Origin of the sequence: Flavobacterium amniphilum (assembly GCF_023634845.1) — a bacterium.
GTDB lineage: Bacteria > Bacteroidota > Bacteroidia > Flavobacteriales > Flavobacteriaceae > Flavobacterium > Flavobacterium amniphilum.
In genome coordinates this window covers 298644-324007 of sequence record NZ_JAMLJL010000003.1, presented here as the reverse complement: position 1 = coordinate 324007, position 25364 = coordinate 298644, and the positions used below count along the sequence as shown (strand labels likewise).

Genomic DNA, 25364 nt, shown 5'->3' with positions numbered 1-25364 from the left:
ATGTTTTGAGTTTATATAAAAACCTTTTCAAGCAAACCGCCATTTATGGATTAGCAACTGTTTTACCTAGAATGTTCGGTTTTTTATTAGTCCCTCTCTATACAGATTTACTTCCAAAAGTTGCCTATGGTAAAATTACAGAAGTTTTTGCCTATATGATTTTCTTTAATGTAGTATTAGCTTATGGAATGGAAACAACCTTTTTTAGGTTCTACAACACAGAATCTGATAAAGAAAACGTTTTGGAGACATCTATTATTTCAATTTTCTCTTCGACAATTAGTTTTTTGATTATAGCTCTCTTATACCAAAAAACACTAGCTCTTTTTTTGGGAATAGACGTTGAATATATAAATTTCACAATTTGGATTTTGGTACTCGATGCACTTGTAATTATACCATTTTCAAGATTGAGAGCTAATCAAAATTCTATGCAATATGCAATAATCAAAATAGGGAATGTAATAATTAACCTTTCTTTGAATGTGTGGTTTTTAATTTATTTACCTCGAATTGCAAAAACACAACCCAATGGGTTTTTAAAATTACTTTATTTTGAAGACTTTCAAATAGGTTATATTTTTATATCTAACATTATAGCAAGTTTGGTTACTTTCATTATACTATCACCTATTTATTTTAAAATTAAATGGAAATTTGATTTTGATTTATGGAAGAGAATGATACTTTACGGTTCACCTATTTTAGTAGCGGGTATTGCATTTGCAATAAATGAACAGTTTGATAAAATTCTTCTAGCAAAATTATTGCCTGTTAAAATCGCTGAATCTGAAGTAGGTGTTTATTCAGCATGTTATAAGTTAGGGCTATTTATGGTTCTTTACAGGACAGCATACACATTAGGTATTGAACCCTTTTTTTTTAGTCATTCTTCAAATGAAGATGCTCCTCAGACTTATGCAACTATAACAAAATATTTTGTTATACTAGGCTCATTTATTTTATTATTTGTGATTGTTTTTGCAGACATTTTTAAATTTATGATGATTCGAGATTCATCATATTGGGAAGCTATGAAAGTTGTGCCTCTGATAATTTTAGCTAATTTTTTTCTAGGAATTTATACTAATCTCTCAGTATGGTATAAACTAATTGACAAAACATATATAGGTGCTTATATTTCAGTTTTTGGTGCATTTGTAACTTTAATCCTTAATTTTTTATTAATTCCAACTATGAGTTATTACGGGTCTGCGATTGCAACAATTTCGGCATACGGAAGCATGATGTTTGTTTCCTATTATTTTGGAAATAAATATTATCCTATTCCTTATGATATAAAAAAAATAGCTGGCTATCTCATGATTTCAATAGTATTTTCCATAATTTCATTTTATGGTTTTAGAGAAAATTATTATGTAGGAATACCTTTATTATTGGTCTTTATTTACTTTACATATTATAACGAAAAAGAGACTTTAAAATTAATCATCAAAAATGTAAAAACATGAAATTAAAAGTTTTCTTGAATAAATGGAAATTACATTTACATATTAATTGGAATGGTAAAGTCATTTTGGATATGTAAATGAAAAATAGTTTAAATTAAGCTAAATGTTGCACTATTCGGTATTTTTTTATTCCCTTCAGATTGAATAAGATTTGGAATAATATTTTTTTCTGTCAATTTTCTATCTGAAAAATTTAAAAAAGAAAGAAAAATTTCGGCAATTTTTCAGCAAAAACCAAAACAAAAAAAATCTATAAATTCTTAATTTACATGTCTTTATATGTTTTTAAAGCGCGGGCGATAGTATTGCAATACTTTTTAAGTATGTACTTATTGTTTTGTCACTATCAAAAACAGAAACCAGTTTCAGCTAAAATGACAACCAGTTTTTTATATTGATAAATAACAAAAAACATTGAAAACCAGCCATTTTACTTGAATTAAAGTATTATTCCAACCAAAAGAAAAACCAGTTTTCATTATTTCAGAACAAGACACAGATACTAAAATCAATTCTTGATTTATTCGGCAATTCTTAAACTACGTTCCTTATATTGTTTTTTGATTTGTATACTCTATAAAAGCCTATAACTATTTAAAGGAATTTATTCTGACATAATTGTTGAAGCATTTTTCCAATATGCTTTTAACTTTTCAGCATATTCTCTCGGAGTGATTTTAATATAACTCAAAAATTGGGCTTCTGTTTGATGACCAGTAATTTTCATAATAGTAAGCGTGTCAATTTTACCATATAAATTTGTTGCAAATGACCGCCTACAAATGTGTGATGTTACTAATTCATGCTTTGGGAATTTTCCAAATTGTTTTCTATGTATTTTTTTCTTTTTACCATTTTCTTTAATCTCAATCTCAACAATTTTTGCTCCCTCGACAATTTCTGAAATTCCAACCTCTTTACAAATAATTTTGATATAGTCATTAAATTTTTGGTCACTTATTCTTCTGGGGAAATCTCCATTACGCTTTTCTAAAATATATTTCACTTGATTGTGGATAGGTATAATTACAGGAAAATCTGTTTTTATGGTTTGCTTTTCAATAAAGCCATGTATTAGATTCTTTTTTGTAAGCTTTAAAAAGTCTGAAATCCTAAATCCTGTCCTTAATCCAATTATTAGCCAATCTCTAGCATTGTCCAAGTAGTCCTGTTCAAAATTTGAACTAAATATTGAATTTATTTCATCCTCTTTGAGATAAACGTCTTTTGTTTTGTTAGATGGGGTATAAAATTCTGAAAGTTTAAATTCTTTAGAAATTTGTATGTCTTTTTTATCAGCATTATTACAAAATAATTTGATGTCATCAATATATCCGCCAATTGTATTTGGGTTTAGTTTTTGTTTGTTTTCAAGAAATTCAAGAAATTTTGTATGAAATGAAATAGTTATGTCAGTTAATTTTACTCTACTGCCAATATGCTCCTCAAAGGCTATAATTTTATTTAAAGTTGTATTGTAATGTTGAATTGTTCTTGGTTTTACTGGAGTATTGTTTCTAGTTTTCTTTGTTTTAGATTCTTCGATAAATGAAACTATATAGTTTGTTAAAAAAATGCTTGAATTTATTGTGTCATTATTGGTTTCTCGATTAAAAAAAACATTGATTTTTGTTTTTAACCAATTAGTATTAATGGTCTCAGATTTGAGTTTTGCATCTTCAAAATCTTTCCTTATTTTTGAATCAAGGTCTTTGAGTTTAAGGTTTATTTCTTTAAAGTTTATATCGTTGGTTTGTAAAACTTCTTGTTTTGAATTGCTCCAACGCTTGTTGGGAATTTGTATTCCAGTTGAGCACTCAATATCAAACTTATTGCTGTGTTTGAAACGATAAAAAATAGTATTCCAATCGTTTGAGGTTTTAATTCTGAATTTACTTGTTGCCATATTTTATGTATTGCATTTTTGTATTCCCCTATTATTCCCCGAAATTTATTAGTTCAGCTTAATTAAAGGAGGTTTGCTTTTATTGTGATTTTAGCAAAAACCTCGCCAAATATAGGCTTTATAATTTTTTTTAATTCGATTTAATTTTACTTAATTGGGAGGTTGATTCCTATCACCCGCACAAAAAAGCCCAGACTTATGTTTGGGCTTTTTTTATTTCAAACAGAATCAACCGGGTTCTAACGGTAAAAATACAATCCAGATTTTTTAACGGCCTCTAATAATGGCTTGATCTTTTCATAATCCCTGTACCAAATTATTGTCGTCCAATCCCATTCTTCACTGTAAACAGCAGAATATTCAGGTAAAAGAATATCATAACGGTGACCACTTTCCCAGGTCTGATTCAGGATGTCGCAATGTCTGAGTAGGTTCTGGAGTGAGCCGGGTTTGTAAAACAAAATTCTGTAATGTCTTTTATGTCTCCACAAATAAACATCGGTTAAGTTGAAAAAATCAACCAACACATCTTCCAGTTTTTTTCTTCTCTCTGCAATTGTTTTTTTATCTGTATCATAAATTTGCCAACATTCTTCCTCTTTAAGCGGTTTTTCAAAGACACTGATGCAAATTGATTGGTAAAGCTCCCTGTTTTCGTACAATTGTTTTTTGATATGAGGCAGTCCGGTGTTGATTTCTCTTAATTCGGTTTTGGTTAGCTTTCTTTTCATGCAATGGTTGGAATTCTTTAGGAGGTGCCGGATATCACTTGATTTTACTGATATAACTCAAACACACTTCTTTTAAAGAATTAAAATCCTTGTCTTTAAGTTTAATTCAAGTTATGGATTGTTGTCAGTGATTTTCTTCTGTTCAAAATCAATCAATTTCTCAACTGTAAATAAAAGCCAGTCTCCAAAGCTAATTCGTTTCATATTTTTTTCGAAATTATACAGAGGATAAATATCATTATTTGAAAGCTTGTTATAGCACCATATATTTCCTTTTTCCTTTCCGTTAACAACAATGAAATCATATCCTCCACATCCTGTTGAAAGAATGTTTATCGTATTGTATGTGGTTCCTCCTTTATTATATGGATTTGAGTCATTAACATACTCTGTCTCATAAGGATACCACGACTCTTCATCTTCTTCTTTTTGTATGTCCTGGCCCGGATAACCAAAATATAACCTTTTGTCTAAAGGAAATTCAGACCAGACATATTCGTCCTGAAGAAAAAAAGCATTGTCAGGATCCATTTTCTCAAAAACACGTAAAGATTCCAGTCCGTTGTAGTAGATCCCATTTGCAAGATTTTTAATGGTGTATTTATAGTCTTCCGGTAAACTAATATTGAATTTGGATTCGAATTTTTCAATTTCAACCGCATTTAAACACGGTTGGAATATAAATGTTTTTGTTTTTTCGTTTAACTTTTGTAAAACATGAAATTTCTCGGTTAGTGTTTTCATAATTATAAGTTTGGCTTTAAACATTCCCTCTCCCGATTCCATCCACTTTTTTTAGTAAATCCGGTATTCTGTACTGTCCGGTCATGCTCTGGATAAATCCGGCCGCTTGGTCAATATCAATCCCTTTTGCGGTTATATGCAAAGCTTTTTGGCTGTCTCCCCTGAAAATCTCCCTTTGGTATTCCTGAATTTTGGAATAGTTGTTTTTGGCTACGCCGATAACGGGTATTTTGCCCTCTAAACTAGTGTGTAAATAATCACCAAGCCCCGGATTCTGTTCGTCATCCAATACAACAAAACCATCTATGACAATGGCTTCACAGGTTGATAAGTCTATCTGTTTGAGTAAACTCAAAATACAGGGTAGCTCGCGCTTGTAAAATTCCCCTGATTTATATTCTTCAATGCCCGATAATGTTTCTTCATAAGTATGGGTAACAGTACTGTCTGTCCATTCCTCAAATTGGATACAAACGGTTTTGGCGCTGTCCTCAAAATAATAAGTGTCAAAGGCTAAGATCATAATTATGAAATGGTTTCTTTTGTGCTAAAGTGGTATTGGCGTGGAATTAGGTTTAAATAAATGAAATGGGGAAAGATTGATTGGAGTTGCTAGCCCACCCAATATCCAAATCGGTATATGTTTTTCCATAGCCCATTCTCTAATTTGTAAACATAATATTTTCCACTCCCGGAATTGTTAATCTTAATCAATGCATACTTTTTATTTTCGGAAAAGACAGGTGTCGAAAATTTGAAATACACTTTCTTTTCTTTTGCGGTACTTTTTTCATAATGATCCCACGCAGCTTCAGCTAGTTCATTGATTTCTTCTTCGCTTCTGTTTTTTCCGGTTTCGATCCGGAGTTGATTATAGGCAACAAAACTAATTTTCAGGACCGATTCTTCATCACTCAATACGACAATATTATTTCTCATACAGCATGGAAATTTGGGAATGGAATCAAAAGAATACATTCTGGCTTTTGGATGGTTGAATTGGCGCCAGTTGATTTTTTTTGTTGATTTGGCTTTTTGGGCAAATTCTTCAGGATTAAAGTCCTTGTATTTTTCGAGAAATTCTTTATCATCTACTACATCCAAATCGTATCTGTCAAATGTCATTATAAAACTTGAATCGACTAAATTAAAATAGTCAAAATCATCAGGCACTGCATCTTTGGAACAAGCCTCAAATAATGCTTGAATTTCATTGCTTTGGGCAAAAAATGAAGTGGAAATCGTGAAAAATAGAATAACAATAAGTGTTCTCATTTTAAGGTTTCGGTTTTTAGTGCTGATGTTTACAAATATACCGAAAGTAGTATAATTCCGGGGCTGTTTTTTAGGTTTAATCTGTCAATTCATGAAGTCAAAATCCGCAAAGCAACCCTGTCAGCTGCGGTTACTGAGCCTGTCGAAGTATCAAACCCTGACAGCGGTTAAACTCAAATATTTTTTTCACTAACACAATAAAGATACCCGGTTCCGGTTTGCCCGTAAGTGCAAAACGGTGGCTGAGGTTCTCGAAGCCAAGTGCAATCAAAGTGCAATCAAAGTGCAGTAGAGACGGAATGCTTCCGTCTCATCAGTTAAAAACAAAAAGAGGACTCAAGGTCCTCTTTTTCTCATTCTTTTGTTTTAAACCAGCTTTTAAGGTCATTGGGAATCCCAAGCAATAAAAGCAACAGTAAAGGCAGGCACCAGTTGGCCGACCGCTCTACAAACTCCACAAACCGTTCACCGGATATCGGCCGGCTTAATGCAGCCATGAGGGCCCACAGGACCGCCCAAACCACGACCGCCCTGATGGGATATAATAAAATAGTAAGTGCAACAATAATATCAGCTATGCCAATGAGTGGCATGATTGCAACCGCCTGCTCTTCACTGAATCCATAACAGGTCAGTAAAGGAATCCATTTCGGATTGACTCCGATAGCCACGATCCCGTGTCCCAGAAAGGTGCCGAAGACACCAATCTTGGCCAGTATCTCCAGTTTGTCGTTTACAGTTGCAATATAAAATCTCAGCATAGTTATAGTAAGTTTTTCAGTGATTACTGACGGATTAAGATCGAACTGTCTTTCTGGTTGTTCATCTGGATTTCAAATACATATACACCTGCTTTTAATGAAGAAGCATTATAACTGTAGGTGAATTCGGTATTCTCTTTCATGGCCTTTTCCGAAGCAACTAATTTTCCTTTGATATCATAGATGTTGATTTTTACATCTCCGGTATTCGGGGAAGAATAGTCCACTTTGAAGGATTCTTTTACCGGGTTCGGATACAATTTAATCGGATAGAAAGTTTCTTTTGGTGGGTCAGTCGACAAATACGGCTTGTTGATACAGAAATTATCAATAACCGCATTGGTATCATCATAAACGGTTCCGCAAAGTGTCGTATTGGTCACATCAAACATCACATAATGGTAATCTGATTTAAACGCTTGCAATAAAGAAGAGGTTCCCGGTGTGTACAAGGGGGCTCCGGCTCCTCCGCAAACGACCTGGCATCTGCCTTCCCCAGCTAAACTGCCGTAATTGGCTACGGGAACAGTTGTGCTTACATTTCTGTTGATAGGCTTGAATCTTTCATATAAATGATCGTGACCGGTTAAAAGTAAATCCACCCCATAATCGTCAAAGGCTTTAAACCAGGTGTTCCATTGGGCATCCATCTCCCCTGCGTGTGGACCTACAGTGTAAAAAGGCCTGTGGAACGAAATGATTTTCCATTTCTTGTTGGCATTGGCGGCCAAAGTACTGGTCAACCATGAATATTGAGCCGCATCAGCCGGTGTCTCCGAATTTAAACAGATGAAAATAGCTTCTCCATAATCGACTGAATAATACAATTCAGTGGCAGGAGTATTGTTTTTAGGTAAATCAAATATGTTCTGATAGTATGAAGCTGATGCCACATCATGGTTCCCTTGGGCATGTAAAATCAATTTATTATTGATCAGACCTGATCCGTTGTCAAACCACGCATCCCATTGTGATGCCGAACTTCCGGTATCTACAATATCTCCGTTGAATACCACAAATGCAGGATTCTTCGCATGGGTTAAGTTGGAAATGGTATTCCATACGCCTACATTGGTACGGCTGTCACCCACCGCCGCAAACGAAAAGGTATTGGTATTCAAAGGTGGGGAAGTGGTGTAGGTTTTCTGGGCCGACCAAACACCGGATACCGAATCATACAGTGAATAGTATATCGTTGCATTAGGGGTCAACACACCCGGAAAGGTGAAGCTGAAAAACTTATTCGTAGCTGCCGCATAACCCGCTCTTGAAGAAACATTGGAAGTTCCCTGTTCATATCCGGTCGTATATCCCCATTTGATCTGATCGGTGGTGGCAGTAGTTGCATTTGTCCATGAAACAGTTAAGCCTTCCAATGTGTTTTTTGTAGTTCCCCATCTGATATGTTTCTGGGAAACTGATGGTGCAGCTGTTGTATTACCGATAAGCCCTAAATCAAAACTGATGTCCGAACTGTTGGCCGCATTCTGGTGGATTTCTACCGCTATTGTATTGCTCCCTGTTACAAATGTGCCTGCCGGTAATGTTGTAGTCTGAAAGCCAGCCCCGTCATCACTGGCAAGTGTAGCTAAAGTTGTATTGGATGCACCGGCTGCTAAATTATCTCTGTAAACTTCATTGCCATTCACATAAACAGCAACGCCGTCATCTCTTTTTACGTTTAAAGTATAATTCAGGTATAAGCTTGCATCGGTAACTGTAAATGTTCTTCTGAAGTAAGTGGTAATGTATTTACTGCTAGAACTCGGTCCGTAACTCACAACGGTTGCTTCATCTCCGTCCCCATATCCCAGTTGGGCATTTCCTTGTAACCATCCCGTTTCATCTATGGTTGTGGCTCTCCATGCCGTTCCCTGATTGGAACCGTTGTCTAAATATTTCCAGGAGGACCCGGTATTTACAAGGGTTGTCTGTGAGGTCATTATGCTCTGGATTCCAAGACATAATAACGTAAAATAGAGTTTTTTCATTGTTAGTTTTTTTAATTGGTTGCGCAAACCTAACAAGGGAAGAAAAAGGAAGAAAGTAAAATTTAGGCCAACTTTTGGAATTCAAACTGCCTGCTTACTTTAAATAATTTTTAAGCAAAGGTAAAATCTATGATAATCAATGGGTTAATTGTTTTGGTGATTGGGCTAAAGAGATGGTTTACAGCGTGTGATGACCGTTATTAAGAGAAATATAAAATGATTCTTTTTTGGATTTCTAACTGTTTTTTAAGCGAATAAATTATGGTTTGATTTTAAGGTTTCAACAAAACAACTGTTGCTGATTTTGCTTTCAATCCAATTAATCTGATGGGTGTAAAAGTTGATTTCCTTTTCAGTAAAGGGTCTGGAAATTGCGGTGAGCTCTAAATGTAACCGTGTGTATAATTTGGCTTTTTCTTTTTCATCCGTAATCAGGTAAATCCTCTTAAAGAATGAAAAAAGGGCTTCTTCGTATTTATACAGTTTTTCCCTTGTGGAAAAGAAATAACGGCTGGACTTTACAAGATGTTCTATCGAAAGCATATCATTGGTCTCAAGGTAAATCATAAGTTGCAACATGCGGGTATGGCAAAGGATATCCCTTCGGAGATCAGAAGGGTCGTTTACAATGTAATGAATCTGTTGTAACGCGTTTTTATAATCCTTAACGCCAAAATAGGAATAAGCAAAGTGAAAGTATAAACTGATTATCTTGGATTTATGGATAACGGTTTCGTATTGTTTGATACCTGTTTTTACCGTAGTAACCAGTTGTTCAGCTTTTTCAAATTCCCCGGTCTGGTTATACAGGGAGAGCAGATTGTCATAATACCGGTAAAACTGTTTGCCTTTTTCCAGAAATGATTTGGCGGGCAATGATTTCATTTTCTCAAGTAAGATCATGGCATCACTGTACTTGCCCATTTTGATACAGATTTCACAGAAGTTGGAAAGTCTTCTGGTTTCTTCGGAAAGATCAAATGCTTCTTTTTGGGTCAGTTCCGAATAGTAGTTGTAATTGCTTTCCAAACCTTCCCCGATTATATATTGGTAGGTATTGCTGATGTAATGGAATATGGCCTTGGCATCATTGGTGAGTGCCAGACTTTCGTCAGACATCAAACGGTGGTTGAGGATGGGTGTGAATTTCGATTGTCCCGAATCATTCCGGATGTATTCTCCTTCTTTCCGGATCAGTAGCAAAAACTGGACATATAATTCCCGGTATTCCTGCAGGTTCTGGATCTTTTCCAAAGCGAGTTTCGAATCATGGATGGTTTGGATTAACTCCCGCTCCAGTTTCTTGGAATTCTTGGATGATTGTAACGATAAAGCAATCCGGTGACGGGTTGATTTGATTAACTGTACCGGCATTTCATGGGTCAAAGCCACTTTTTTGTATTTGTCAATCAGTTTCTCACTTTGATTGAAAAGTCCCCGGCTATACAATATTTCAGAGTAATGCAGCAACTCCGCGGCTTTGATGTTGTCATCAGACGCCGAATGGTACAAATGCAGCGTCTTCAGAATCAGATTGTACAGGTAGTTCTTTTCCGAAGGCAGGTGTTTGATGAACTTACTGTCTGAAAAGGTAGCAATCACTTCTTCCTCGTTATACGTTTTCTGCTTTTCAATGGCATCAAACAACTTGAGGTAATTGTGTTTCGTAGACGAATCTTTCCCTTTGGAAGTGTAAATTTTAAAATACCTTTTCTCGGTTTTAGTCAGGGATTTTATCAATACAAATAAGTCGTCCGTTGTTTTCATTTGATTGTGAGTGGTTTTGCCGCAATCAAATATATAAAAATAGGCGGGTATGTTAAACAGGATTTCTCATAGAAAATAATTTCTATTTATGGTAAATAAAAAATGGAAAGGATAGTCAATAATTATTGCTTAAAATGTAGTAAAGAATGCTTTTTTATTTATTCTCTTTTAAATAAGTATTTACTTTTATCTTCCAATTTGACTTGTGATATGTAAGTAATGTTTTATTGTTTTTTAGCTTTGATTCTGAATGGAAAGGTATTCTTTCTTTGTCTTTTTTGTGATTTTCTAAAATCAATAATTCAGTATTTTCAATAGGGCAATATTCATTTGATAAACTGAATATTGTGTTTATCTCATTTTCAATATAATAGCTTTTTCTTTTTTCGTACAATTCCATTAGTTTGTTTAAAGAATGATTTCGGTTTTCAGTTATATAATCTAAATCATATAAATCTTTCTCTGCATATCTGTTGGTTATGGAATCTAATTTAAAAAGACCTATGTCAATCTCGCTGGCAAGTCTTATTTCATTGATTAATTCAATTGGATTGAATAATTTAAATCCTTGTATTATTTCAACTTTAATATTTGTTTTATTCGTTGAAATAATAGTTCGAAGAAAAACGAGCTCATCATTTTGTTTTGTAGGATAAGTAATAGACAGGACTCTGTCTTTGAATGTTTCTTTTATTTCTTTTTCGATTAGCTCAAAACCACTAACACCAATGATATTTTCGCAAAACAAATCAATATCAATTGATTCCCTGTGAGAATATCTTATTGCTAAATTACTGCCACCAGCTAAATAGAAACTATTTAATGAATCTAATTGTTGTAATTCTTTAATAGTTGTCTCTAATTCATTAGAGATGTACATACTTGTTGAATTTACTTTTGATAGAAATATTGTATCTTTTTGAGGTAACTGAACAAATTTCATCTGAAATCCGTTCAGTTGAAGATATAGCTACTTTTTTTATTATTTCTTTAGTATAGATATTTTCTAAAAACAATAAATTTTCAGTGATATTTGATAAGTCTGAAAACATAAGGATGCGAGATATTATAACATCATAATCTTCCTGGATGTTGAGTTTGTTCATGTCCAAGTCCCAAAAAACGTAATTTGGTATTTTTTCTAATATGTTAACAGTCTTTTTCATAAGTAGTTAAGACAAAAGTAATGATTGTTTTTTATATACATCAAATTTTGTGCAAATTTTAATTTTTGTAAGCTAATTACGTTAGTTTTTTTATCAAATCGTGCTCTCCAATCACTCATAAACAGGCACAAAATGCCATTCTTCTTTACGGCCAGTTGCATCCGAAACCCTGCTTTCTTTCAAACAGGTCCCTCTTTCATCTTTTGAAATACAGGATATCAACAGCTCATCAACCATCCGGTCATTTTGGTCTTTGGTGACTATTTTAGAAAGTCCGTTATCGGTATAGTAATAATACTGCGTATGGAATGTCGTAAAATTATCCACTATTTTAGCAATGGTACCGTCAGTATTGTAATAATAAACAGCTTCATTCTGCTTGTATTGTTTCTGGGTATAACAACTGATGCGTTCACGTTGTCCGGGTTTCCAGCGTGTCTTACAGTAATACTTCTCTTTATCGGGATAGGATTCGGTTATGAACCATAACTTCTTGTGGGTTTCCTGCATTAAATTTCCGGAAGCATCAACGGTTCTGGAGTATCGGATACGACCGTTTCCCGTAAAGATCATCTCCTTTTTCTGCAAAAGTTCTTTCCGGTCATTAAGGATGACGTATCTTTCCTCAATGGCTGATTTAATTCCTTTCGGAAGTTGCCGTATGACCGTATATTTTTTGGACGTACACGACTGAAGGACTGTGATGAGAATGAAAAACAATATAACATTCATAACCATAACGCTTAGCAATACACTAAGTTACGGATTTTCGGAGATTTAAAGTAAAACTGTATTGCAGAAGTAAATACCGGCAATAAGAAGGGTTTGACTAACTTTTTTCGTTGATTATTTTCAGTAACTTCCTAAGTAATTTCAGTCCCGTGGAATTTGCATCAGGCTCAATGCAGGACATCGAGAGTTCTTCTTTTTTGCCGTTTCTGCTGAAATGGACAATGAGTAAGTTGGAGTGAAAACAATCGTATTCTTCCTCTTCTGGTTTTAACCGGAAAGCGTTTTCCAATTCACTAATCAATGAAGCATACACTGTTCTGCTGATTTCAAAAGCGGACATTACCTTCGTCCGGGGTTTGTTGTCACTTACGGAAAACTCTCTTCGCTCGATATATTTGTAGACTGACACAGAAGAATCCCGGCAGACTTCAAATTCCACATCAATACAATCGCCGATACGGCCTTTTGTAATATAACGGAATGTTACATTTTTAGGGTCAATTTGTGCCGTACACAGGCAGCTGAATAACAGTATTAGATTAAGCAGGTTTTTCATGTGCTGGATTATAATTTGTATGTTGCTTTTTTACCCAAAACACCCAAAATTAATACTCACCATTTTGCCGCTTTTGGATTGCCCCACAATAAGCAATGATTTGTTTTTTAATATCCGGTCCCTGATCTTTATTAAATCAGACGGTCCGGCTTCTTTGCAGTCATCAGTATAAATCAACGAGTTTTTATCAAGTATATAGGTCCTGATTTTTGGATTTTTATTGATGACTATCCGTTCATCTGTATTCCGGTACTTGAATTGGACAAGATCTATGTCTACACATGTTTTTCCGTTCTTCGCATAAATGTTTTTGACATAAGCATTGATTTCGCTAATGTCTTCGCCAAGAATGATGTTGTCGGTCTGTTCCTGTTGGATGTCTTTCGCTTTAAAAGCTTCGGTATATGCTGCTTTACCACTCAAAAGGAAAATATAAACAAAAGCAGTTAGGTTAATAAAGTGTTTCATTTACTGTTTTACATGGAATTCTTTTAAGCTTCATCCTGATTCTCCACCAGTTTTCTGGATTTTAACTCGTTCCTGATTTCATGCGCTAAAACCGCATTGTTCTTCGAGTTTTTAATAACCACATAGGTGATGAGCAAAGGGAAGAAGGTAAAAAAGCCTAAACCGCTTTTTACCGCACTGTAAATAACAATCCCAATGGTAAAACCAACAAGCACGGCATCAATTATTTTACCGGTTTTTAGGGTTTTGCTCTTTTGTAAAAGTTCCTGGTCGCTTAATTCAGCTAAGTTTTTTGGTTTCATGTTTTTGATGGTTGGTTAATTGTTTTTTTGTCTTACGTTCTTGTTTTGGAGATTGGAGGAGATGATCCTTCGGCTTTACTCAATCATCAAACGTTCTTTACGCCATTTCTTTATTTTTCCGTCACCGGTAATGTCAAATAAGTAAGTAACAAATGTCCCGTCCAGATTTTCAATAAGGGCCACAATATTCTGGCCGGTTTCAAAACTTAGGACCGGGGTTACAAAAACCTGCCCGGATTTATTCTTTTTGAATTTCTTTAGTTCAAAACGGTTGTCATCCCCAATGTCTATAATGCCGGTTATTCTGGACGGTGTAACTCCTGCTGCCGTATCGTTGATCGTCAGGGCAAATTCTTTCAGGCATTTAACATTCCAGTAGCTGTAGTCGGCTATAGGGGTTTTGCTGATTTTTATCTTGTCCTTGCCTTTATAGTGCTTGAATACCGAGTCTCTGTAGTACTCAAAAGCAACCTGCTCAAACGTGATTTTCTTCTGTCCGTATGCGCACAGGATACTTCCAAATAAAAAGACAGTCAATAGCAAAGAGTGTTTCATTTTTTTAATTTTTAAGGGCAGCTAATTCATATTTGTACTGATGTATTACTGTAATCCGGATAAAACCGGGCATTATTTTTACAGTTACTTCAAAAATAAAACTTTCAGCGGTTATTACGTAAAGAAAAGGATAATCTTTTGAAAGTATGGTTTTATTGTTAGAACAAATTGTAAATCAGTACAACAGCCAACCCAAGAAGGTTATATCCGGTATCGAAACCCTGACAGCGGTTAATGTCCGGAATTCGTTGTTTTCGGCTGCTGCTTCGTAAGTTGTAAATTTGACATTCAGGGTGGTTAAAGTCCAAATAATTTACCCCACCAGCTCTTTCTTTTTGATGGGTTGTTGTCCCTGTTTTCCACCCGGTTTGAAATGAGTTCAAGCCGGTTTCTGATAAGGTCGTTCAGGAGTTTTTGTTCCTCAGGATTTGTTGAGGCCGATTTTAACTCATCAAAATAATCCAACAGCTCTTTTGCGCTTTCTTTTGAAAGGGTCAGTCTTCCGGAACTCATTCCTGTATCCATCGAATGGGAGGCTCCCCGTATGTAGTCTAACAGGTATTCCTTTCCGCCCCGTTTCAGGAGTTCGTCGGCAAGAAGATGGAATTTATTGTAAACGCCAAAGGTCATAGGGGAGGTTTTACCGGTTTCAAGGTATAAATCCCTGATCAATTCAATGGGTACGGTGTCAATCCTGGAAACGGCCAACTCACATACCTGTACTCGGAAATCGTAGTTTTCGTCTGCAAAATCCTCTCCGTACTTGCCATTCCAGATAAGCTTGATCCGGTCAAAATCCCTTGCAGAATAATGATCGATAAAGATTTGTAATTCTTGAACTGTCATGTGTTGGGGTTTTTAAACTAATTATCAGTGAAACTTTGTTGCGGTTGGGGATCTATTGTGTTTTGTATATTTTGATGGTCGTTCATTGTCTGGTTCAAAAGATTGTGCGTGTTTTGTTGGTCAGTTATTGTTTGGTTCATAAGGTTTTGCTGATGAATCTGGTCAATGGTTTGCTGACTGTCTGTAAATTGATTTTGTATGCCCGGATTGGGGTTCGGTTGATTCCTTTTTTCTGACGGATTGTTGTTGATAATCTTGTAAAATACCAGTAGGCCAAACAATAATTGAAGTTATGAATATGCTGATATTAAAATTTTCCATTGTTCTTTTATTTTCTGATCATTTAAGTTTTTTAGTTGCCGATGCAAGTTTCTGCTTTGCCTGAATCCGGCCTGTTGTGTTATTTTCGCTTGAATATCCATTTAACTGCGGAGTCATCTTTTGGGTAATTTTCGGTACATGTCTTTCCTTCACAGAAACCAATGGACCATCCGGAAGGTAAATTGTAAAAGAACCCCCAGCCGTCTTCCTTGGTTAGGTTTTGTTTGATGTAAAAGGGTAATTCCCATAGCTTTTTCCCAACATAAATCCCTTCTTTGGTAATAAACTTACTGTCGGTTGTCTGTAAATAAACCGTGTCTTTGTTTTTTACGGCTAAATCAAAATTGATGTTGTGAATTTTAACTGTTTTATACCTTGAATTTTGACTGCCTGAGGTCATAATCATTTTTTCCGGATTGTTTTCGGTTTTAGCATTTTGTCCCAAAATATTGAGGGTAAAAAGAATCAGGATTATGGGCAGTTTCATTTTTGTTCGGTTAAACGGTTTTGTTGTAAAGATAGTTTATTTAGTGGAAGATTGTCCTGGGTGAATGCTTGTTGTCCGTTTAAATCGAAACGGTGTTCGACCATATTATATTCTTCTTTTTCTTTAACGTGCTATACTGGAAAAGATCCTGCCTTTTAGTTGATTTTATCAAATTATAGCCAATCTTAAACTCTTTTTTCGCTGTGCCTGATACTTGGCCGGTTATTAATTTTAAGGCAACTGTCTTCTTTTTTCCTGGTGCCAATGTCAAAATTGTAGGGATGTTTTTGTCACAAACCGAACCTTCGATTGTAAGGTTTTTATGGTCTACAACATAAAGGTCTTCCCAAGAGCATGACATGCTCAGATAGTTTAAGATATCCTTGGAATTGTTTGTCAGGGTAACCGGAACAATTAAATACAACTGCTTGTTTCTCTTTATGGTTTTACCCTTTTTAACCGTCAGTACATAGTCGGTGTTGTAACTTTTAAACGAATGGAGTCCAATAAATGACAGTATAAATATAACAATCAAAATTTGTTTCATATCGGAATGTTTTATGCAGATTGAGGCTTCCGGCTCTTTTCTGTTTTTAAGGTTGGAATTCTCCAAAGATAATTTATTTCCAGTGTCAGGTTTTTAAAATATGGACGGCTTAATCTCTCAATTGAAGAAGTTAATATCCGGTATCGTAACCCTGACAGCGGCGGTTACTGAGCCTGTCGAAGTATCAAACCCTGACAGCGGTTAGTGGTTAAAATAGGATGAACCAATTATAAAAACTTCCCTACAGGCACAATAAATACTCCGGATCCCGGTTGGTGTTAATAACATATATAGCGTATATATAGCGTATATATAGCGTATATATAGCGTATATATAGCGTATTTATAGCGTATTTATAGCGTGTATATGTCGTGTCAAATCCATATCAAAGTAGCCGACGGTGGCTGAGGTTCTCGAAGCCAAGTAGTATCAAAGTAATATCAAATAGCCGACGGTGGCTGAGCGGAGCCGAAGCCAAGTAGTATTGGACAGTTAGACAATTAGATTTTTAGACTTCTTGGATTTAGGAATTTGACGCGAACCCTGTCAGCGGTTACCAACCCTGACAGCGGTTAATAGGTAATCCTTCAATTCCTCAGTTTCTTAACCTCCTACAATCTTTCAGTCAAAACGTACTCATAACTCATAACTTATAATTCATAATTCCAAAAAAACCTTAAATTTGCATTCAAATTTTACAAAAATGTACAGAAGTCATAACTGTGGGGAATTAAATGCCGCACATATCAATACAGAAGTAACCCTGGCCGGTTGGGTGCAAAAATCACGTGATAAAGGTTTTATGGTATGGGTCGATTTACGCGACCGCTATGGAATCACTCAGTTGATCTTTGATGAAAACCGTACTGATAAAGCCGTTTTCGAATTGGCTAAAACTCTTGGACGTGAGTTCGTAATCCAGGTAAAAGGAACCGTGATCGAGCGCGAATCCAAAAACCCGAATATGCAAACAGGTGATATCGAGATTCTGGTTTCCGAATTATCAGTCCTGAATTCGGCTATCACACCACCTTTCACTATTGAAGATGAAACAGACGGAGGGGAAGACATCCGTATGAAATACCGTTACCTGGACATCAGAAGAAACCCGGTAAAAAACAGCTTGTTATTCCGTCACAAAGTGGCAATGGAAGTGCGTAACTTCCTTTCAAATCAGGGATTCTGCGAAGTGGAAACTCCTTATTTGATTAAATCTACTCCGGAAGGAGCGCGTGACTTTATCGTGCCAAGCCGTATGAGCCCGGGGCAGTTTTATGCCTTACCACAATCACCGCAAACCTTCAAGCAGTTGTTGATGGTGGGAGGTATGGACAAGTATTTCCAAATCGTGAAGTGTTTCCGTGATGAGGATTTACGTGCCGACCGTCAGCCTGAGTTCACTCAGATCGATTGTGAAATGGCCTTTGTGGAACAGGAAGACATCCTGAATATATTTGAAAGTTTAACGCGTCACCTGTTAAAGGAAATCAAAGGAATCGAAGTAGATAAATTCCCGAGAATGACGTATGAGCATGCCATGAAAACCTATGGTAACGATAAACCGGACATCCGTTTTGGTATGGAGTTCGGTGAGTTGAATGCCGTAGCACAACATAAAGATTTCGGAGTGTTCAATTCATCCGAATTGGTAGTGGGTATCGCCGTTCCGGGCGGTGCTGCATACACCCGTAAAGAAATCGATGCCCTTATTGACTGGGTAAAACGTCCGCAGGTAGGGGTATCAGGAATGGTGTACTGTAAATTGGAAGCTGACGGTAGCCTGAAGTCTTCGGTAGATAAATTCTACGATCAGGAAGATTTAAAGAAATGGGCAGAAGTAACAGGAGCAAAACAAGGGGATATCATCTTCGTGTTGTCAGGTCCTGCACACAAAACCAGAACACAGTTAAGTGCTTTGCGTATGGAAGTAGCCACGCGTTTAGGACTGAGAAAACCGGACGAATTCGCACCGCTGTGGGTAGTCGATTTCCCGTTATTGGAATTTGATGAGGAAAGCGGACGCTACCACGCCATGCACCACCCGTTCACTTCCCCTAAACCGGAAGATTTACACCTGATCACTACAGATCCGGGTAATATCCGTGCCAATGCTTATGATATGGTACTGAACGGTAACGAAATCGGTGGTGGTTCCATCCGTATCCACGATAAAGATTTACAGGCAAGAATGTTCGAATTATTGGGCTTCTCTGCCGAAGAGGCTGAAAACCAATTTGGTTTCTTAATGAATGCCTTCCAGTACGGAGCGCCTCCACATGGTGGTTTAGCCTTCGGTTTGGATCGTTTGGTAGCTATTTTAGGAGGTCAGGAAACCATCCGTGATTTCATCGCATTCCCTAAAAATAATTCAGGACGTGATGTAATGATCGATGCACCTTCTGTAATCGATAACAAACAATTGGACGAACTGGCAATTAAGCTGAATCAATAAGAAAAAGAAAGTGGGCTAAGGCCCACTTTTTTGTTGTACAGGATTGTAACAAAATCAATTATATTTTGAAAAAATTATAAGAAAACTTTTTTGTCTCAATAAAAAGTATATCTTTGATTTATTATTAATTTATTTTATCAAAAGAATGCGCACAGGCAAAGTTAAATTTTTTGTTGAATCTAAAGGTTTTGGATTCATCACTGATGATGAAACAGGAGCAGACATCTTCGTTCACATTACTGGTACTAACGGTAAAGAGTTAAAAGAAGGTGAAAAAGTTTCATACACAGAAGAAGACGGAAGAAAAGGTAAAGTAGCTACTAACGTAGTAGTAGTTGGCTAATTATATATAGTATTTTTAGATTACCAGAATGAAGGTTACACCACGTCAGAAATGACGTGGTTTTTTATTGGTTTTCAGGAGCTATTTCCTGCTTTCGCCTTTATCTTTTTCCTGTTTTTGCAAAACAAAAAAAAGGATGCCGGCTCTATCAGGGCTAGGGCCTTCTCTTCTTAAAAAAATCCTTCATTAAATCAGAACATTCATTTTCCATCACACCGGTCACCACTTCGGTTTTTGGATGCAGTTTTCCACCCATACTGCGGTATCCCCTGTGTTCATCGGCAGCTCCATATACGATCTTACTGATCTGGCTCCAGTACAGTGCCCCGGCACACATCTGGCAGGGTTCCAGTGTTACATAAAGTGTACAGCCTTTTAAATACTTTCCGCCCAGAAAATTCGCCGATGCAGTAATAGCCTGCATCTCGGCATGGGCAGTCACATCATTCAGCATCTCGGTTAAATTATGACTGCGGGCTATAACTCTGTTGTCTACCACAATTACCGCACCCACAGGGATTTCGCCCCGCTCAAAAGCAGCCTCAGCCTCCTGTAAGGCTTTCTTCATAAAATATTCGTCAGTAAAAATGTTCTCCATAACCGCAAATGTACAATATTGGAACAGTTTTTGTTACTTTTAAGATAAATACAAAGCTATGACTCCCAATTACAAAATCTCCATCCCAAAACCGTGTCACGAAGACTGGAACGCCATGACCCAAGAAGATAAAGGACGCTTCTGTGGTGTCTGTGCTAAATCGGTGGTCGACTTTACTGGCCTCGATAACGAAGAAGTAAGTGACTATCTGAACCAAAACAAGGATAAAAAGATATGCGGCAGGTTCAGAAAGGACCAACTCGAGCCTGAGTTCACATTTACGGTACCCGAAACGGTTCTGTATCAAAAGAGAAGTTTCCATAAAGCTTTTCTTCTGGCTTTGTTTGTAGTGATGGGTACTACTTTGTTCAGTTGTAAAAACTACAACGGTCAAACGCTGGGTGAAGTGGAAGTCATGGAGGATACTACTTACGTAAAGGTAGATCCGGTACCTGAAGTAGAAAGCATCAAGGTAGGTAAAGTGAAGTATGATCCGTCTAAACCGGGCAAAGTACTTCCGCCACCGCCAAAACCTAAAGTAGATGAGGTGAAGTTCGTTAAACCGAAACCGTCAAAAGAAGTTGAGGTTCCTCAGGTTACTATGGGTGTAATGCTAGCTGAGCCCCCGGCTGTTGAGATAGAACCTGTTCCGCCTAAAGAGATAAAAGGGAATAATTAATTTAAATGAACTAAATTTGCCTGACATGAAAGGCAAATTATTACATTCCATAAATTCCCCCTCCGATTTAAAGAAATTGGAACCGTCACAGCTTCCGGTCCTGGCACAGGAACTCCGTGATTTTATTATCGATATTATTTCCCAAAAAGAAGGTCACTTAGGCGCAAGCCTCGGTGTGGTCGAACTCACCATTGCACTGCATTATGTTTTCAATACACCGGATGATCAGTTGGTCTGGGACGTTGGGCATCAGGCCTACGGACATAAGATTCTGACGGGCAGGAGGGATGTGTTTCATACAAATAGGGATTTAGATGGTATTTCGGGCTTCCCGAAGCGTTCTGAGAGTGTTTACGATACGTTTGGGGTTGGGCATTCGTCTACATCCATTTCGGCAGCTTTAGGGATGGCTTTGGCTTCTGATTTAAAAGGAGAGAAGGATAAACAGCATATCGCAGTTATCGGTGATGCTTCTATTGCTTCAGGAATGGCTTTTGAAGCAATGAATCATGCGGGTGTAACTAATGCAAACCTTCTGATTATATTAAATGATAATGCTATCGGTATCGATCCGAGTGTGGGCGCCCTTAAGGAATACCTGACTTCTTTCAAGGAAGGGAATGTTCATGAAGAGAATAATATTTTCAAGGCGCTGAGCTTTGATTACTCAGGTCCAATAGACGGACATAATCTTGATATGCTTGTTAACGAGTTAAACCGTTTAAAAAAGGTAAGCGGACCTAAATTCCTGCATGTGATTACCACTAAGGGGAAAGGGCTTCAGTTGGCAGAAGAGAATCAGGTCAAGTACCATGCTCCCGGTAAGTTTGACCCGGAAACAGGTAAAATATATCCTAAAGAAGAGGATAATCTGCCGCCTAAATTCCAGGATGTTTTCGGACATACATTGGTTGAACTGGCAAAACAAAACGATAAGATTATAGGGGTGACACCAGCTATGCCTTCGGGTTCTTCCATGAAGTTCATGATGGAGGTTTTCCCTGAGCGGGCTTTTGATGTAGGCATCGCCGAACAGCATGCCGTGACGCTTTCCGCCGGAATGGCAACACAAGGAATGACTGTTTTTTGTAATGTGTATTCTACTTTTTTGCAAAGGGCTTATGATCAGTTGATACATGACGTTGCTCTTCAGAAACTGCCGGTTATTTTCTGTCTTGACCGTGCAGGTTTTGTTGGGGAGGACGGCGCTACACATCATGGTTTGTATGATTTGGCCTACCTGAACTGTATCCCGAATATGATCGTTTTTGCGCCTTTAAATGAAATAGAGCTGCGCAATATCATGTATACTGCACAACTTGGTCTGGAGTATCCTATAGCAATCCGTTATCCAAGAGGGCGCGGTTTTATCCAAAACTGGCAACAACCTCTTGAAAGATTACCAATTGGTAAAGGAACTCGTCTGAAGGAAGGAAATGCAATAGCGGTTTTGTCTACCGGAACAATAGGTAACAATGTAATTGAAGCACTAAAACAGGTTGGGGATACTGATAACTTTGCCCATTACCATTTTCCGTTTGTAAAACCATTGGATGAAGAGATGCTCAATTCGATAGGAAAGAAGTACCATAAAATCATAACTGTTGAAGAAGGAACTGTTAATGGTGGCTTTGGAGGTCTGGTGTCTTCATTCTTTTTGGAAAACTACTACTCGATTTCAATCAAAAAGATTGGGGTTAAGGATGAATTCATCGAGCAAGGTACTGTTCCTCAATTGCACCATATTGCCGGTATTGGTATAGAAGTACTTAAAGATTATTTTGGTCAACTATAAGAAATAAAAAAACTCCGCAATTAGCGGAGTTTTTTATTAGTATTATTTACTGTTTTATTATTCTAAAACTATTTTCTGAGTATGGTTAATAGTGTCACCGTTTAGTTTAACTACATAGATACCCGATTGTAAGTGATTTAGATTAAATGCTTTTTCAGTTCCAAAGTCAATGTTCTCTTTAGAGTAAACTACTCTTCCGTTTAAGTCAACAATCTGAAGATTTGCAACTCCTGCAAAACTATTGATTCTGATGTTGATTAAACCATTAGAAGGGTTAGGGTAAATTCTAATATTGTTTTTGTTTTCAAACTGATCTGCGCTAAGAGTACAATTTGGACCCGGAGCCGGCTCTGTAAAATCTTCAACCTGATCTTTAATTCCGTCTGCTCCTGAATTTGTTCCTGATGAAGCATTAATACCAAGACCTCTTCTCGCAAAAGTTTTCCAGATCATACAATAGTCCTGTCCTCCTGTTGTGGCCTGATCTGCAGCAATGATTGCATCACGCGCTGATACGAAAGAGGGGCTACATCCGTCAAGTTTGATGGCATCAAGAACTAAACGCATTACTTTGTTGTTACCTCCTGTTCCAGAGTAGATGTTAGGATCATAGCCATATTTATCAATATAATTCCATGCTAAATCCCATAACATTACTGCCCAAACAGATCCTACAGCGTGTACATTTACTTGTTCATCTCCGTTTGCATCAGTATACGACATTGCATTCGTTGCAGCAAATGTATGAGGGTTTACGGCCATGTCTGTAGAATATTTGTATTGTCTGATACCATTGCCATTTGTTGGCTCGTTTTGTGCAAACGTACCAATTCCTCTCGAGCCGTTTCTTGTGTCTCCCGGTTTGATTTGCATCATTAACCAGAACCAGTCTGACCATCCCTCACCTTGTTGTTCAGAACTTCCTAAACAGTTACCTGATAGTCTTGTCGAAATACCGTGACCATATTCGTGAGCGATAATACCATTGTCAAAATCACCATCTGTATTTACAAAGCTTGTTCCTTTTTGTAAAGTTGCATTAACTGTTGAAGTTTGCATTCTGGTAATTAAAGCCTCACCGATTTCCATTGTAACACTGATAGCAGGAATTGTAATGGTTGCATCTGCACCTGCCATTCCAACTACACCTGCCACATTGTTAACAATAATAGCGGCTACGGCACCAGCATTTTGTGCTGCTTTAACTTTTATGGCAAAAGAACAGTCACCTCTTCTCATGACAACAATTTTTCCGTTTAATGCAGCAGCATTTACTGCAGCAGTACAGGCATCTGATTCAGGAGCTACACCATCATTGAATAAAGCCAAGTCAGCTGTGATTGCTGCAGGAGCCTGAGGTATATTAACGTGGCCTGGGCTAAATGAGTTATCTCTTGCAACTTTTCCACCCGCAATGTCAGCAGGTGTATTTACTGTAAAAAATGGTGGTTGTACATCCCATAAATACATTTGCATTCTTGGACTGATACCATCGGTTTGTGTTGAAAAGTTAGCATTATTAAGGTTTTGAGGTGAAGCTTGTCCTCCATCTTGTGCATCAGCAATTACATAATCATTTTGAACACCACCTCTTGCGTAGTTGTTTGACTGGAAGTTTTTATTAGCTTCATTGAAACCGTATTGGTACCATAAATCGTGCATGATGTTATTCATGTAGAATAAATTGGTATTTGCTGCATCAATATAAGTTGACGCTGCTACAGCTGTACCCGGGTATGCGAAATCAAACGTAAGGCTAGGATGTGTTCCTGTTCCTGTCGGACTTGTCCCGTTTGGAGCTGTTGTTGAGTTTGTTCCTGCAAAATCATTTCTTGCCCAAACATTATTACCTCTTGTAATAGAATATTTTTGTGCAGCGATATTACCGGCTAAAGCATTTGTGTCATGCCATCCTTTTGGAGAAGCAGTTGTGTTTTCAGGGTTGGTTACTAATTGTCTTGCACTATGGTTAGGACTTTCGTAGTTCCAAGGGACAACTCTATAGTTTGTTGTTCCCGGTGTCATCATGTATGATGATTGACGGTCTTTAAGGAAAGATTGTGTAAATGTATTTGAAATCAAATCAACATGATTATGTTCTTTATGGTTTGATCCGAAATTACAAGAGATTACTAAGTCTCTCTTTTCCAGTAATTTTCCGGTAACAGCATCTATCTTTAAACTCCATAAGTGACTGTAGTCTTGAGAATAAAATTCACAGTCCCAAGCAAGTTTTAACTCATTTTGGCTAACAAGGAAATATACTAATTCGGCTCTGATTGGGTCTTCAGTAAGATTACCATTGCTTAGTTTATAATCGTGACCATTTGATTCAAGAATCTGTGTAGAACCTAACAGTGGATTGTTGATTTCCTGTAAAACACCGGTTATGGCAGCTGCAACATTTAAACTTGGTGTTGAAGTGTTAATCTTGTGGCTTACATTCTTGATGAAATCTTCACCGCCATTGATTACGTTATTGTTTTTTATCCAAAAATTTGAATCAGAATTATAAACTTCAATGCCATTTTCACGTTGCTTCACGTGATAGTTGTTTATTCCTGTTGATTCTGAGCTGAATTCGTTTACGATTACCAAATCAGAAATATCTTGGTTGGTTAGTCCAAATTTTGACCGGTTATCGTTCATGTATGTTTTTATCTTATCGAGAGGATTCTGTGAAAATCCTGCTGCAGACATAAGAAAAAACAATAAAACAGTAGTTTTTTTCATTATAGTTAGATGTATTGGTTAAAGATGTTGCGAATATATTAATTATTTTATATAAAATTCATTTTAATTTAACATGTTGGTTTTTTGTTGTGATTTTATATAAGAATAGGCTACCATTGGCAGCCTATTCTTATTA

General features: G+C 36.8%; 26 protein-coding genes. 6 read left to right on the top strand and 20 right to left on the bottom strand.

The genetic code is table 11. From position 1 onward, the window contains the following. Positions 1 to 5: 5 nt before the first annotated feature. On the top strand, positions 6 to 1472 hold the full coding sequence (locus NAT51_RS05195; protein ID WP_250596070.1) for a lipopolysaccharide biosynthesis protein: 1467 nt from the start codon (positions 6 to 8) through the stop codon (positions 1470 to 1472). A gap of 604 nt (positions 1473 to 2076) precedes the next feature. Here the strand turns inward: NAT51_RS05195 and NAT51_RS05190 are convergent. The 15 genes from NAT51_RS05190 to NAT51_RS05125 all read right to left on the bottom strand — a co-directional run bounded on the left by NAT51_RS05190 (position 2077) and on the right by NAT51_RS05125 (position 14426). After that, positions 2077 to 3378, bottom strand: a complete 1302-nt coding sequence (locus NAT51_RS05190) for a phage integrase SAM-like domain-containing protein (RefSeq protein WP_250596068.1) — start codon at positions 3376 to 3378, stop codon at positions 2077 to 2079. Positions 3379 to 3617: 239 nt separating this feature from the next. After that, positions 3618 to 4109 (bottom strand): hypothetical protein, encoded by a 492-nt coding sequence (locus tag NAT51_RS05185; protein ID WP_250596066.1) that lies wholly within the window; start codon positions 4107 to 4109, stop codon positions 3618 to 3620. A gap of 111 nt (positions 4110 to 4220) precedes the next feature. Beyond that, a complete protein-coding gene (locus NAT51_RS05180) occupies positions 4221 to 4853 on the bottom strand; it encodes an SMI1/KNR4 family protein (protein WP_250596064.1) in 633 nt (210 codons plus the stop codon). Between the two features lie 16 nt (positions 4854 to 4869). Next, positions 4870 to 5376 carry an endonuclease V gene (locus NAT51_RS05175; protein WP_250596062.1) on the bottom strand — a complete coding sequence of 169 codons (507 nt, stop codon included), beginning with the start codon at positions 5374 to 5376 and terminating at the stop codon, positions 4870 to 4872. Positions 5377 to 5465: 89 nt separating this feature from the next. Continuing rightward, positions 5466 to 6128, bottom strand: a complete 663-nt coding sequence (locus NAT51_RS05170; protein ID WP_250596055.1) for a hypothetical protein — start codon at positions 6126 to 6128, stop codon at positions 5466 to 5468. A 353-nt stretch (positions 6129 to 6481) separates the two neighbouring features. After that, on the bottom strand, positions 6482 to 6889 hold the full coding sequence (locus NAT51_RS05165) for a hypothetical protein (protein ID WP_250596053.1): 408 nt from the start codon (positions 6887 to 6889) through the stop codon (positions 6482 to 6484). A 23-nt stretch (positions 6890 to 6912) separates the two neighbouring features. Next, positions 6913 to 8880 (bottom strand): T9SS type A sorting domain-containing protein, encoded by a 1968-nt coding sequence (locus tag NAT51_RS05160; RefSeq protein WP_250596051.1) that lies wholly within the window; start codon positions 8878 to 8880, stop codon positions 6913 to 6915. Positions 8881 to 9126: 246 nt separating this feature from the next. Further along, the gene (locus tag NAT51_RS05155; RefSeq protein WP_250596049.1) at positions 9127 to 10647 is read right to left on the bottom strand and encodes a hypothetical protein; all 1521 of its coding nucleotides are present in this window, start codon (positions 10645 to 10647) and stop codon (positions 9127 to 9129) included. Between the two features lie 154 nt (positions 10648 to 10801). Continuing rightward, entirely contained in the window at positions 10802 to 11590 is a 789-nt protein-coding gene (locus NAT51_RS05150) for a nucleotidyl transferase AbiEii/AbiGii toxin family protein (RefSeq protein ID WP_250596041.1), read from the bottom strand. Then, positions 11514 to 11813, bottom strand: coding sequence for a DUF6922 domain-containing protein (locus tag NAT51_RS19790; protein ID WP_394799684.1), 300 nt, complete (start codon positions 11811 to 11813; stop codon positions 11514 to 11516). The genes NAT51_RS05150 and NAT51_RS19790 overlap by 77 nt, the downstream gene beginning before the upstream one ends. 111 nt (positions 11814 to 11924) lie before the next feature. Then, the gene (locus NAT51_RS05145) at positions 11925 to 12545 is read right to left on the bottom strand and encodes a hypothetical protein (protein ID WP_250596039.1); all 621 of its coding nucleotides are present in this window, start codon (positions 12543 to 12545) and stop codon (positions 11925 to 11927) included. Between the two features lie 97 nt (positions 12546 to 12642). Next, positions 12643 to 13101 (bottom strand): hypothetical protein, encoded by a 459-nt coding sequence (locus tag NAT51_RS05140; RefSeq protein WP_250596037.1) that lies wholly within the window; start codon positions 13099 to 13101, stop codon positions 12643 to 12645. A gap of 30 nt (positions 13102 to 13131) precedes the next feature. Then, positions 13132 to 13569: a hypothetical protein gene (locus NAT51_RS05135; RefSeq protein WP_250596035.1), complete on the bottom strand. Its 438-nt coding sequence runs from the start codon at positions 13567 to 13569 to the stop codon at positions 13132 to 13134. A 23-nt stretch (positions 13570 to 13592) separates the two neighbouring features. Then, a complete protein-coding gene (locus tag NAT51_RS05130) occupies positions 13593 to 13871 on the bottom strand; it encodes a hypothetical protein (RefSeq protein ID WP_250596033.1) in 279 nt (92 codons plus the stop codon). Positions 13872 to 13946: 75 nt separating this feature from the next. Continuing rightward, positions 13947 to 14426, bottom strand: coding sequence for a hypothetical protein (locus NAT51_RS05125; RefSeq protein ID WP_250596031.1), 480 nt, complete (start codon positions 14424 to 14426; stop codon positions 13947 to 13949). 146 nt (positions 14427 to 14572) lie between these two features. Here NAT51_RS05125 and NAT51_RS19655 point away from each other — a divergent pair, with 146 nt between their 5' ends. Further along, positions 14573 to 14698, top strand: a complete 126-nt coding sequence (locus NAT51_RS19655; RefSeq protein ID WP_262921785.1) for a hypothetical protein — start codon at positions 14573 to 14575, stop codon at positions 14696 to 14698. A gap of 25 nt (positions 14699 to 14723) precedes the next feature. On the opposite strand, the gene NAT51_RS05120 is transcribed toward NAT51_RS19655, so the two are convergent. From NAT51_RS05120 to NAT51_RS05110, 3 genes are all read right to left on the bottom strand, one after another. Continuing rightward, a complete protein-coding gene (locus tag NAT51_RS05120; protein ID WP_250596029.1) occupies positions 14724 to 15272 on the bottom strand; it encodes a hypothetical protein in 549 nt (182 codons plus the stop codon). A gap of 400 nt (positions 15273 to 15672) precedes the next feature. Next, positions 15673 to 16080 (bottom strand): hypothetical protein, encoded by a 408-nt coding sequence (locus NAT51_RS05115; RefSeq protein ID WP_250596027.1) that lies wholly within the window; start codon positions 16078 to 16080, stop codon positions 15673 to 15675. Between the two features lie 79 nt (positions 16081 to 16159). Next, a complete protein-coding gene (locus NAT51_RS05110) occupies positions 16160 to 16627 on the bottom strand; it encodes a DUF4352 domain-containing protein (protein ID WP_250596025.1) in 468 nt (155 codons plus the stop codon). Between the two features lie 704 nt (positions 16628 to 17331). Between NAT51_RS05110 and aspS the strand changes: the two genes are divergently transcribed. Next, positions 17332 to 19080, top strand: a complete 1749-nt coding sequence (aspS, locus tag NAT51_RS05105; RefSeq protein WP_250596023.1) for an aspartate--tRNA ligase — start codon at positions 17332 to 17334, stop codon at positions 19078 to 19080. A 145-nt stretch (positions 19081 to 19225) separates the two neighbouring features. After that, entirely contained in the window at positions 19226 to 19423 is a 198-nt protein-coding gene (locus NAT51_RS05100) for a cold-shock protein (RefSeq protein ID WP_250596021.1), read from the top strand. Between the two features lie 154 nt (positions 19424 to 19577). Here the strand turns inward: NAT51_RS05100 and NAT51_RS05095 are convergent, their stop codons facing one another. Beyond that, positions 19578 to 20021, bottom strand: a complete 444-nt coding sequence (locus NAT51_RS05095; protein ID WP_250596017.1) for a nucleoside deaminase — start codon at positions 20019 to 20021, stop codon at positions 19578 to 19580. A gap of 58 nt (positions 20022 to 20079) precedes the next feature. On the opposite strand from NAT51_RS05095, the gene NAT51_RS05090 reads away from it, so the two are divergent. After that, a complete protein-coding gene (locus NAT51_RS05090) occupies positions 20080 to 20700 on the top strand; it encodes a hypothetical protein (RefSeq protein ID WP_250596015.1) in 621 nt (206 codons plus the stop codon). A gap of 25 nt (positions 20701 to 20725) precedes the next feature. Then, positions 20726 to 22495: a 1-deoxy-D-xylulose-5-phosphate synthase gene (locus tag NAT51_RS05085; protein WP_250596013.1), complete on the top strand. Its 1770-nt coding sequence runs from the start codon at positions 20726 to 20728 to the stop codon at positions 22493 to 22495. A 57-nt stretch (positions 22496 to 22552) separates the two neighbouring features. Here NAT51_RS05085 and NAT51_RS05080 read toward each other — a convergent pair whose 3' ends face one another. Then, a complete protein-coding gene (locus tag NAT51_RS05080) occupies positions 22553 to 25228 on the bottom strand; it encodes a T9SS-dependent M36 family metallopeptidase (RefSeq protein ID WP_250596011.1) in 2676 nt (891 codons plus the stop codon). Positions 25229 to 25364 lie beyond the last annotated feature (136 nt).